Here is an 11,827-nt window from a genome sequence, read left to right as displayed (position 1 = left end):
TGCCCGCACTCCTCGAATTCTTTGATATGACTGGAGTGGGAGCGTCTCGCTCCCTAAATTTTTAATCATGGTATTTCCGCTTCGCGGACATGAATAAGCGAACTTGATATGAGATCCTTCAGTGGGTGGCAGACCACAGAGAGCAAGATGTTTGTCCTGCGGACACCCTACGCTACGCACTCCTTGCTTTACTATGAGGCTTACAATTTCAACGAGGGTAAAAAGCTGACAATCCCAGGGAATATAATCAATAAAACCATCACAATTAATTGCAGAATGATAAAGGGAATTGCCCCTTGATAAATCTCTTCGGTTCGCACTTCTGGGGGGGCAACACCGCGCAGATAGAAGAGGGCAAAGCCAAAGGGGGGAGTAAGAAAGGAAGTTTGCATATTTGCGCCTAAAATTACGCCAAACCAGACTAAATCTAGGTTAAAGGCTTGGGCGATGGGCACAAACATGGGCACGACGATAAAGACGATTTCAAAGAAGTCGATAAAGAAGCCCAGGATAAAGACGATCGCCATACTGATAACGAGAAATCCCATTGCTCCTCCCGGTAGATTGGTGAACCATTCCCGGACTAGGCGCTCTCCCCCTAAACCGCGAAAGACGAGACTAAAGGCTTTGGAGCCGATTAAGATAAACACCACCATGGAGGTGGTGCGTAAGGTGACATCGCAGACTTCTCGCAAATTTTTCCAAGTTAATTGGTGATTGGCGGAGGCTAAGGCGATCGCCCCTAAACACCCCACTGCACCCGCTTCTGTGGGGGTGGCGATGCCAAAGAAAATACTGCCCAAAATCATGAAAATCAGTAGAATGGGGGGGATCATGACTTTGAAGACGCGCATGGCTAACCCTGGGGCTTTGCGGACTTTAGCGGGTAGGGGAGGAGCCAAATCAGGACGAATTGAGGCAAAAATAAGGACATGAATCAGGAAGGCGGAGGTCATCATTAAACCGGGAATTAAAGACCCCAAAAACAAATCGCCAACCGATACCCCTAACTGGTCTCCAAGTACCACCAATACAACGCTAGGGGGGATAATCTGTCCCAGGGTTCCTGATGCGGTAATCACCCCGGCAGCGAGGGCATGATTATACCCATAACGGAGCATGGTCGGTAAAGAAATCAACCCCATGGCAACGACGGTGGCGGCTACGACTCCAGTGGTAGCTGCCAGGAGCGCTCCGACCAGGATAACGGCGATCGCCAACCCTCCCCGCACTCGGCCAAATAAAATACCCATGGTTTCCAGAAGATTCTCGGCAATCCCGGACTTTTCCAGCATCGAGCCGATAAAAATAAAATAGGGAATTGCCAGCAGAGTAAAATTATTCATGATGCCAAAAATCTGTGCTGGCATTGCTGACCACAAGATCGGATCAAATGTCCCCACTGCCATACCAATGAGGGTAAACAGAAGAGCAGTAGCACCGAGGGAAAAAGCCACCGGATAACCGATCGCCAGCAAAAACAGCGCTCCGACAAACATGAGGGGGCCAAGCCAATCCAAATCCATGGGCAGGAAGATAAGGGAAACGGAATGTGATATCAAGTCCGGGTAATCAATCAAAATATAGCCGTAGGGTGGGCAGGAGCCTAGGCAAAATGATTCAAATTCTACCCGCATACCCTGCCCACCTACAAGGATTGGTAATTATAGCTGTTTAATCGGACTTGATATGACTACCCTATCATCAAAATGTGCTAGTCATTAGGTCATGGCCATTGATAGCCAATTAAGAATGACACCGCATTTCTAGGCTAAATGGCGCTGTACCGCTTGGACAAGGTGTTCTGTCCAATGGAGAGCCAGATTATCCTGAATGGCTTCCACCATTACCCGAACAACGGGTTCAGTCCCGGACGCTCTAACCAGGATTCGGCCTTGGTTTCCCAGGGCTTCGGTGGCATGGGCGATCGCCTCTTGCAGGGGTTGGCAACTGTGCCAATTTAAACGAGTATGGCGGTCTTCAACGCGCACATTTTTCAGCAATTGGGGATAGGGTTGGAAGCTTTGGTTTACCAACTCAGCCAGGCTCATTCCCGACTGACGAACAATGGCAGATAGGTGCAGAGCCGTTTGCAGCCCATCTCCGGTTAAACTGTAATGGTGGCAGAGAATGTGACCCGACTGTTCGCCCCCAAGCATAGCCCCGCTTTTAATCATTTCTGCATGAACATGCTGATCGCCCACGGGAGTCCGCACCAGTTGACCTCCCAGTTTTGCCCAGGCATGTTCAAATCCGAGATTAGCCATCACCGTGGAGATAATGGTTTGATTGGGGAGTTTTTGGGCATGATGCAGAGTACAGCCCCAGAGGTAGAGAATATAATCTCCATCTACGGGTCTTCCCTGGGAATCTACGGCGATTACCCGGTCAGCATCCCCATCAAAGGCAAATCCGAGATCGGCGTTGTGTTCTTGCACGGCGGCTTGCAGGGAAGCCAGATGGGTGGAACCACAGTGAACATTAATGCGATCGCCGTCAGCTCGGTTGTGTAAACTGATGACCTCTGCGCCCAGATCTGCAAATACCCCAGGGGCAACCGGAACCGCAGCTCCCCACGCTAAATCTAAAACAACCCGCATTCCCCGTAAATCCAGGGTGTTGACCAAGGGTTGATGCAAAGCCGTTGCGTACTGTTTGAGCAGCTCTGGGCGATGATAATGTTGTCCCCAGTGAGGAAGACTGGTATGGAGGTGCATTTGTCCTCTGAGCGCTGCCTCAATTTGCCCCTGAACGGTTTGAGACAATTTTGTACCATCGGAACCAAAAAACTTAATGCCGTTGTCTTCGGGAGGATTATGGCTGGCTGAGATCATGATACCGGCGATCGCCTCTGTCACTCCCGTCAGATAAGAAACACAAGGAGTCGGGCACAATCCAATGTTCCACACCTCTAAGCCGGCTGCTGTCAAACCGGCGGACAGGGACATGGCCAACATATCGCTAGAATTGCGGGAATCTTGCCCTAAAATGACGATGCCCGAACTCATCCCCGCAGGGCGTAACACTTGTCCAGCCCAAAATCCCAATTGAAGCGCAAAGGGAGCATTGAGCAAGTCCCCCGCCTTTCCCCGAATACCATCCGTACCAAATAGGCGAGAAGGCGGTAAGTTCAGGGGATTCCAGAGCGGATCGAGGGGCGCAATTTCTGGACGACTGGCTACCGGAGTTTGAGGTTTGGATAAAGATTGAACCATTTTCAGAACACTCCACACACAACACACTATCATTGGAGAATATCATAGGCGCTTTTGCCCTGCTTATGAGTCACGGATAACCAGTCATTTCAAAAATGCTTTTTTTGCCCGGTTGAGGTTTGCCCTATTTTCCCACGCTCGTTAACCCGTGGCTACATACTTAGTTTTATTCTTCACTGACGAGCTGGCACAATCCGGATGCAGGGAGTCCACAAACGCGATTTCTCTTAGGTTCTCCAACGGACTTGATATAACTAGCGGGCAAGATGCCCGCACTCCTAAAACCTTTAATATTAAGGCGTGGGAGCGTCTCGCTCCCTAGCTCCTTAATGGGTTGCCGATCGCCTTCACTACCCGCTCCAAACCCACGGAATGGGAGGCTTTCAATAAAATGCGATCGCCGGGTTGCATGAATGCTTTGAGCCGTTCAATTAAGGCTTCTTGGGTGCGATATTGTTCACAGGGGATTTCTTGGATACCGTGGGCAATGCCTTCTGAGTCTGGGTCATCTTCTAAAACCATCACCCGATCGAGATTGAGTTTTTCCGCCCATTCTCCCACTTGACGATGATATTCAAAGGACTGCTCGCCTAATTCTTTCATGGTTCCTAAGACGGCTATATGGCGATCGCCTGGAGTTTGGGATAATAACTCTAGGGCCGCTTTCATGGATTCTAGACCGGCATTATAGGTTTCATCAAGCAGGATAATATCGTTGGGTAAAACATAGCGTCCGGCTCGTCCCGTCGGTAAAGTTACGGATAATCCCCCTTCTAGCCGCTTCCAGTCTAACCCTAAGACCTTGGCCACGGCGATCGCCGCTAGATAGTTGGACGCATTATGACGACCGGGAAGGGGTAAGGGTAAGCGCACTCCGTCTAATTCCATGGTTTCTGGATCGATCAGCGTCCCATGACAGTCTCCTCCCGTGAAGCCATAGGTCACCGTTTCACCCGACCAGACAGTAGCCGCCGTTTTCAGTAATCTCTCATTATCTGCATTTAAGATAGCTACTGAGTCTTTGGGCATTTTTTCGAGTAACTCACATTTCGCTTCGGCGATCGCCTGCTCCGATCCCAACAACCCAATATGAGCGGTTCCCACATTCACAATTACCCCAATTGTCGGCCGAGCTAACTCCGAAAGCAAGGCAATTTGTCCCCGGCCGCGCATGGCCATTTCCAGCACCCCATAGTTATGAGTGTCTGATAACTCCAATAAGGTTTTCGGAACTCCAATTTCGTTATTAAAATTTTGTTGCGTTTTCAGAATATTTGCTGTAAAATTGCTACCCTGGAGATAAGCTAGAACAGTGGCAATTAGTTCTTTTGTGGTGGTTTTGCCACAAGATCCAGTAACCGCAATTACAGGAATCTGAAACTGCCCTCTCCACCAACTGCCTAGAGTTTGATAGGCAGCTAATGTATCTTGAACTTGCAGTTGAAGACCCGGATGGGGAACGGGAGTATCAACAATTGAAGCGATCGCGCCTTTGGCGATCGCCTGGTCAACAAACTCATGGCCATCGAAGCTTTCCCCTCGCAAGGCAACAAAAGCCGATCCAGAAGTCAGAGAACGAGTATCCGTCGAGATTCCCGTCACCTCTAGACTAGGGTCTAATTGCGGATCATGGATGACCGTAGCCCCTAAAACATCAATTAACTGGGCAAGGGTTACCTGAAATGTCATAACGACTTAACTATTGCTTTAACCAACAGGCTGGCCTTCATTCCTGAAGTCTTAATTTCCAGGATACCTCATAAATTCACGCAATCTTTACAGAAAACCCGGATCGACAGGAGGAACTTTACCAAAAATTTAAAAAAAATGCCGTCAATTACAGGTAAATTATATAAAGGTCTTAGAAGCACTGGTCATTTTGATCCATCAATTCAACCCGTTTATCATGGTTTATCCCGATCGGGTGTTGACAGGCTTTGATGCAAAAATCCCAAATTTAACGGATGCAGGGTGACCCCATTCAGGGGGAAAATAGGGGATATAGAGAGTCATATAATTTACTCAAAAATAATTTATTGTAATTTCTAGGCGGAAACCCAGCCGCCGACAAAGGAATCACGAACTAGGGTCAACATATTGGTTGAGTAACAGACGAAGGGGATAACCCCCAAATCACTCAAAACTAGGGGGACGTACAATGAATAAGGTCATGATAACTGCCGGTAACCCATCCAATCGAATTGCACAAGAACAGGTCATCTATGACCATCTACTCGCTTGTGTCCAAGCGGAAACCCCCGATCAACTCGTCGATCGCTTTCAGAAACTATTTATCCAGGGACTCGGATACGAGAATCAAGACGTGGTAGCGGCCTTAAACCAGCTCACAGCCGCCAAAGGAGCAGAAGACGACTTCAAGTTCGTGATTAATCGCTGTTGTCATATCCTCATCAACCAGTGGCGAACCCATCCCCAACATCAGAGCAGCATTCCTGATTTAGTTGCCCTCTTCGATCGGGCCCGGAATGGTTCCGGTGGTGGCTTCACTCACATGCGCTCTCTTCGTCGTCTGCGGTCTCTGGTTCAAGACTTTACCGAAACTGAGCAATATGTAACCCTTTCTCGGTTAGCAGAAGTCTTTAGTAGCACTTCCAATCAAGCCGGAGATCAGGTTCCTCTTAAACAGCTTATCCACCGCTATCCCTACCTCTATTCCCACTGCATGTTAAGCGACCAAAGCAGTTTAGAGCAACAGGATACGGTGAGACAGGTACAAACTCAAATGCAGCAGAAGTTTGAGCAAAACCTGTCCCAGTATGTGACCTATCGAGTGCGGCAAAGCCAGATTCTGCGCGTAGCTTCTCCAGAAAAAGCCAAACGACTGGTCAAACCGCAAGAAAATCCGACCCTATTGAGCGATCGCGAATTAGTTGGGGCCCTCAAACACTATGTGGGTAAAGTCGAAGGATCGTATACCCATCAAGACTTAGCCCAATCCTTCATCACCCACACCGATCAGGTGAGAACCTTCAAAGAGTACAAAGACACTCTTTATGAATATCTCTCCACTTCCGTTGACTCCAGCTATGGTCAACGGAAATTCAACAACCAACTCTACAATCAACTCAGTAACACCCTCTCCGACAGTGACGACCAAAAACCCAGTGATTTCCTGGTGATCCGCACTTGTAGCCAACTGCTCAACTTTATGGTCGTTCAAGGGCAGAAAAATCCCCAACACTATACCTTTATTGACCTGCTCTCTAACAATGGCCCCACTGCTACCATTGGCTTATTGCTGAAAATTGTCCTGATTTGCCGTAAGGTCAGACCCTACTTAGAAAAACGGTTAGCCATCCTCTATAACCACTATGAAGGCTCTACCAAGTCGGCAGTTTCCTGGTTGGTTCATGCCCTTGAACATATGAATGTCGCTCTGAGTACCAACTTCGGCAAAGTCGATCTCTCGATCATTCGCTAAACTCAGGAAAGGAGCCTGATTCTCCTTTGTCAGCGTTTCGGTAGGATACCGATATAATCCATGAGTGCAGCCGATTTTGAGCGAGAACTGGAACAAACCGTCCTCAGCTTTGCCGATATACAAGCCGAATTAAACTATAAACAGGCCACGGAATCCTTACAGTCCTTGGTCAAAAATTTGGATTTGAGCGCCTCAGAACGGTCAGGGCTGGAAGCAGAAATTGAGAATTTACAAACCCTGCTCGACAAGTTAGAACACAGTCGAGTCCAAATTTCCGTCTTTGGGTTAGTGGGACGGGGAAAATCTTCGGTTTTGAATGCTCTGTTGGGCGATCGCGTGTTTGAAACCGGCCCTACCCATGGAGTCACTCGCGCCATTCATGGAGCCTCCTGGGAAATTTCGACTCAACGGGAATCGGACTTAGTACGGGTGACCATTGGCCGGCAAGGCCAAGCCCAAATTCAGTTAATGGATACGCCAGGCATTGATGAGGTGAATGGCCAGCAGCGAGCGGTTCTGGCTCATCAGGTGGCGAAACAGTCGGATCTGATTTTATTTGTGATTGCTGGGGATATGACCCAGGTGGAATATGAGGCTTTGTCGCTGTTGCGAGGGGAGAGTAAGCCGATTTTGTTGGTGTTTAATAAGATCGATCAATATCCGGATACGGATCGGATGATGATTTATGAAAAAATTCGCGATGAACGGGTGAAGGAGTTGCTGTCCCCGGAGGAAATTGTGATGGCGGCTGCTTGTCCGTTGGTTCCGGAAGGGGTACGGCGACCGGATGGCAGTTTGGGGGTGAAGTTGGTGCGGGGAGAACCGCAGGTGGAGGATTTGAAGCTGAAGATTTTGGAGCTGCTCGATCGCGAGGGCAAGTCTTTAGTGGCGTTAAATACGATGCTCTATGCGGATACGGTGAATGAGCGGTTGGTTAAGCGCAAGATGGAGATTCGGGAGGGGAAGGGGAATCAGATTATCTGGAATTTTGTCAGGGTTAAGGGTTTGGCGATCGCTCTCAATCCGGTGACGGCGATCGATTTATTGAGTGCGGCCATCATTGATGTGGTGATGATTCTCAAGCTCTCCCAGCTCTATGGTATCCCGATGACTCAACAGGGGGCGCTGAATTTACTGCAAAAAATTGCGATCGCCATGGGAGGAATTAGCGCTGGGGAATTGTTCGCTAATTTGGGACTCAGTAGCCTGAAGGGTTTGTTGGGTTTAGCCACTCCTGTGACCGGAGGAGCGGCGATCGGGCCTTATCTCTCCGTGGCGATTAGTCAAGCGGCTATTTCTGCCCTATCCTCCTATGGCATTGGCCAAGTGACTAAAGAGTATTTAGCCAATGGCGCATCCTGGGGCCCTGATGGGCCAAAAGCCGTCGTTACCCGGATTTTATCGGGGCTAGATGAGACTTCGATCTTAAATCGGATTAAGGATGAATTGTGGACAAAACTACAAGGCGATCGGGCTTAAACGTTTCGATTTTCTATTTTTAAAGCTAATGTTGTGATTCTAAAAAATAGGGTTTTATATCAAATCTATTTATTTACGCTAAAGATCTCTGTAGGGGCGGGTTATACCCAAATCTTGTAGACTGACAACTATTTTTGTATTCATGTCCGCTTGCGGAAACCCGCACGAACCCACTTCGGAAAGCGGAAACGCCAAGATTACCGAGATGGTCGAGATTGCTTCGTTCCGCTTCGCTCCACTCGCAATGACATACAGCGCTTTGCGCTGTATCGGTGGACAGTAGGAAAAGATCCCCCCTTGCCCTGCTTAAAAAGCAGGGGGATTTTCCGCAAGCGGACATGAAAGGGGGATCAAGATGTCCCACATAACAGCGAAAACTGCTGTTATGGTTAGATTTTTACTAGATACAAATATTCTCTCTGAACCCAGCCGCCCCAATCCCAATCAAAATGTTTTGAGGCGAATGAATCAGTATCGTTTTCAGGTTGGCGTAATATTAGTCAGTTGGATCTGAATGATTGAGGATAAAATTCAAGTTTTTAATTGCTTGAGAAATCCCTTGTAATATCAGTAAACCGAAACTCACTAAAATCATCGTTTTAATGGGGTAGCGTACCAAGCCACCAGGATCGGGAGAATTTTCTAATAGTTTCCAGGAGTTAACGACTGCCCCTGTAGAATAAAAGATAATCATGGTACAAAAGGGAATTAAAAAGATTAGCGAACCCACTAAATCAATCCAGGCTTTTTGTTTGGGATTTAAGCGACTTTGCAGCACATCTACTCGCACATGGTTATTGTGCTTCAGGGTATAAGCTGCACCTAAGAGAAACACGAGATCGAATAGATACCATTGAATTTCTAAAAGGGCATTCGAGCTAAGATTGTGACCGATCGCCCGTCCTACATAGCGCCCAAACACATTCCAAGATCCCACTGCTACCATCACCAATGTCAGCCAATAGGCTGCTCTGCCAATGCCCTCATTCAGGCGATCGATTGTCCGAGATAGACGTAATAAGAATTCCACGCGCTCTTACCCTAGGTTATTTAAGCATTTTAATGAGTTATAGCGCCTTGCTTGCATAACAGCGCTTCGCGCTGTTATGGTGTACAGTCTTAAAGGCTCAAAGCCATGTACTACAACCCTATTCCCTATTCCCTAGCGCGTTCATGTCCGCGAAGCGGAAAGCGCTATATGAGGGACGCTACCTGTCTATATTACCGATAGAACAGGCCTTATAAATCAGGATTTGTTAAAATTTAAGATGCGATCGCGATCCTCATCTTCAATAAACCTCTACCCATGTCCAAATCTAATCCTAGTACCGTTGGGTCAAATTTTCCCTGGTTTATCTTCGGTCTTTTGCTGCTCTGGATCGTGGCTTTAGGATTACGGTTTTGGGGATTAAATCGGTTTAATACCTTGGTTTTTGATGAAGTCTATTTTGCTAAATTTGCCCAAAATTATTTAGACAAAACTTCATTGTTTGATGCCCATCCTCCCCTCGGAAAATACTTGATTGCTGTGGGAATGGCGCTGGCGGATTACTTTTCTTGGGGCGATTCATCGGTGACCAATGATTTAACTGGTTCCCTACGCTCTCCCTGGAGTTATCGCTGGTTTAATGCCTTTACTGGATCGTTGATTCCTTTGCTGGTTGCAGCTCTGAGTTATCAGTTAACCCAGCGCAAAAGTTATGCTTTGTTATCGGCGGGATTAATGACCATAGAAGGCTTGTTTTTAGTCGAGTCTCGCTATGGGTTGATCAATATTTATTTAGTGTTCTTTGGATTGCTCGGCCAGGTGTTCGGATTATGGGCCTTGCAAACTAGACATCAATGGCGAACTCTAGGGCTTATTTTATCTGCTATATGTTTTGGATTATCGGCTGCGGTGAAGTGGAATGGGTTGGGGTTTTGGCTCGGATTTTGGGGGGCGATCCTGGCGATTAAGGTGTGGGAAGGTTGGGGTAAGCGCGATCGCCAATTTCCTAATTTATTATGGTACGATCGCGCCGCCGAGTTAAAGCTGTGGACTCTTCCCATTTATGGCTTCATTGTACCCTATCTCACCTATGCTCTAGTTTGGATTCCCCATCTTAATCTCAATCCTGACTATAGCTTCTGGCAGATGCAAGGGGAAATTATCGGCTATCATAACCGCATTGGTGGCGGTGAAGAGGTTCATCCTTATTGCTCTTCTTGGTTCAGTTGGCCATTTTTAATCCGTCCCGTTGCCTATTATTATCAAACGGTTAATGATGGACAAGTGATTTTTGATGTTCATGCCTTCGGAAATCCCCTGTTATGGTGGGGGGCAACCTTGGTGATCGCCGCCCTCTCCCTGTGTCTTTTAGAACGTCATCAATCCCCGACTCTCTTTAATCTCTCCCTCTATTTAGGCTTCAACTATCTCGCCAACTGGCTCCCCTGGAGCATCGTCAGTCGCTGTGTCTTTCTCTATCATTACATGGGCGCTCTCCTCTTCTCTATTCTAGCCCTCAGTGTTATTCTGGATGGCTGGCTGTATCATTCTAGGCGAAAATTTCAGAAGTTAGCCCTAATCGCTTTAGGGATAATGGCGATCGGCTTCCTCTTTTGGCTCCCCATCTACCTAGGTCTTCCCCTCTCTCCCCAAGCCTTTCGCCTACGGATGTGGTTCAACACCTGGATCTAGCCTCAAAGCGCTGTAACTCTCAAGGAGTTTGATTGGGCATTTTCACTTCTTTACCAATCAGACTTAAAAAGCTCGTGCCAAAATGCTGAATTTCTAGAAAATTGGCATTCTGAGGCGCAGGTTTGTAGATGCGGAAGGTTTTCATAATCCCTAGAGTCGCCGCACTTTCTAGGGGGCCAATAAAGCGAGTATCTCGGTCGAGAAAATGGGGTTGATTGACCCAATAATCCATTTGTGCGCCATTGAGAAAGTAGCAACCGGAGTGGGGATTAAGAGGACGTTTTAAGACAACGGGACATTCCATCACTTTTCCGGTGAGTTGGGGATGCTCTTCCAGGTTTTGAAAGGGTTGAGTGACGTGGGGTTTGAGGTCTCCGTCGATGTAAGCTTTACGAAATGTACCGCCGATGGAGGTTTCATAGCGGTTGGGTTGCAGGAGGTTGCGATCGCCAGTAATCCGATTAAACCACATCAGTTTAATAAAAAACCAAGGGTCAGATAAAATCAAGTCATCTTCTAGAAAACAGTAATAATCATAACATCCTAGGTTATCTCGCAAGATGGCTTGACATTCAAACCCCAGAAACATAGGTTCGCATTGGGTTGCATGGTGATGGTAAGAGTCTGGGGAAATGGGGAGTTGATTGAGTAAGTGATGTCCCTTGGTCGTACAAATAACAATATCAATATGGTTAATGTATTGTTGGTTACTCGGCACAACCTCTCGTTTACCAATGTCAATCATGCATTGAAATTGGCTATAGAGTTGATGAATAGCAGCCAAACTTGAGGTGAGCGCTTGGATACGCGGTTGAGGATCGGGACGTTGGGAAGCATGTCGCTGAGATCCTTGGGGGTTATAAAAATGGGCAATGGTAAACAGAAGACGCATATATTAGTCATTGAGAGTCATAGAACTATTGTGTCATTGGGAGTGAAGCTAAACAATAGGTTTGAGGTTGACGAAGATACAGCACTCATTGAAGTAGACATAAGATTAACATTGCATAG

The 11,827-nt window shown here is 47.4% G+C and carries 8 protein-coding genes; 3 read left to right on the top strand and 5 right to left on the bottom strand.

The features are described 5' to 3' along the window. Positions 1-200: 200 nt before the first annotated feature. From PMG25_RS06250 to PMG25_RS06240, 3 genes are all read right to left on the bottom strand, one after another. Positions 201-1,526 carry a TRAP transporter large permease gene (locus tag PMG25_RS06250; RefSeq protein ID WP_283766043.1) on the bottom strand — a complete coding sequence of 442 codons (1,326 nt, stop codon included), beginning with the start codon at positions 1,524-1,526 and terminating at the stop codon, positions 201-203. A gap of 240 nt (positions 1,527-1,766) precedes the next feature. Beyond that, positions 1,767-3,215: a phosphoglucosamine mutase gene (gene glmM / locus PMG25_RS06245; RefSeq protein WP_283766042.1), complete on the bottom strand. Its 1,449-nt coding sequence runs from the start codon at positions 3,213-3,215 to the stop codon at positions 1,767-1,769. 318 nt (positions 3,216-3,533) lie between these two features. Next, a complete protein-coding gene (locus tag PMG25_RS06240) occupies positions 3,534-4,904 on the bottom strand; it encodes a UDP-N-acetylmuramoyl-tripeptide--D-alanyl-D-alanine ligase (protein ID WP_283766041.1) in 1,371 nt (456 codons plus the stop codon). 469 nt (positions 4,905-5,373) lie between these two features. Here PMG25_RS06240 and PMG25_RS06235 point away from each other — a divergent pair, with 469 nt between their 5' ends. Then, the gene (locus PMG25_RS06235; protein ID WP_283766040.1) at positions 5,374-6,657 is read left to right on the top strand and encodes a hypothetical protein; all 1,284 of its coding nucleotides are present in this window, start codon (positions 5,374-5,376) and stop codon (positions 6,655-6,657) included. Positions 6,658-6,717: 60 nt separating this feature from the next. Beyond that, positions 6,718-8,136, top strand: coding sequence for a GTP-binding protein (locus PMG25_RS06230; protein WP_283766039.1), 1,419 nt, complete (start codon positions 6,718-6,720; stop codon positions 8,134-8,136). Between the two features lie 496 nt (positions 8,137-8,632). Here PMG25_RS06230 and PMG25_RS06225 read toward each other — a convergent pair whose 3' ends face one another. Beyond that, the gene (locus tag PMG25_RS06225) at positions 8,633-9,166 is read right to left on the bottom strand and encodes a TRAP transporter small permease subunit (protein ID WP_283766038.1); all 534 of its coding nucleotides are present in this window, start codon (positions 9,164-9,166) and stop codon (positions 8,633-8,635) included. Between the two features lie 276 nt (positions 9,167-9,442). On the opposite strand from PMG25_RS06225, the gene PMG25_RS06220 reads away from it, so the two are divergent. Further along, a complete protein-coding gene (locus PMG25_RS06220; RefSeq protein ID WP_283766037.1) occupies positions 9,443-10,816 on the top strand; it encodes a dolichyl-phosphate-mannose--protein mannosyltransferase in 1,374 nt (457 codons plus the stop codon). A gap of 19 nt (positions 10,817-10,835) precedes the next feature. Here PMG25_RS06220 and PMG25_RS06215 read toward each other — a convergent pair whose 3' ends face one another. Beyond that, complete coding sequence (locus PMG25_RS06215; protein WP_283766036.1) at positions 10,836-11,708, bottom strand: hypothetical protein; 873 nt, start codon at positions 11,706-11,708, stop codon at positions 10,836-10,838. Positions 11,709-11,827 lie beyond the last annotated feature (119 nt).

This window comes from Roseofilum capinflatum BLCC-M114 (genome assembly GCF_030068505.1).
GTDB classification, from domain to species: Bacteria; Cyanobacteriota; Cyanobacteriia; order Cyanobacteriales; family Desertifilaceae; genus Roseofilum; species Roseofilum capinflatum.
Note: the sequence above shows the minus strand (reverse complement) of the source record. Positions and strands in the feature narration are given on the sequence as shown.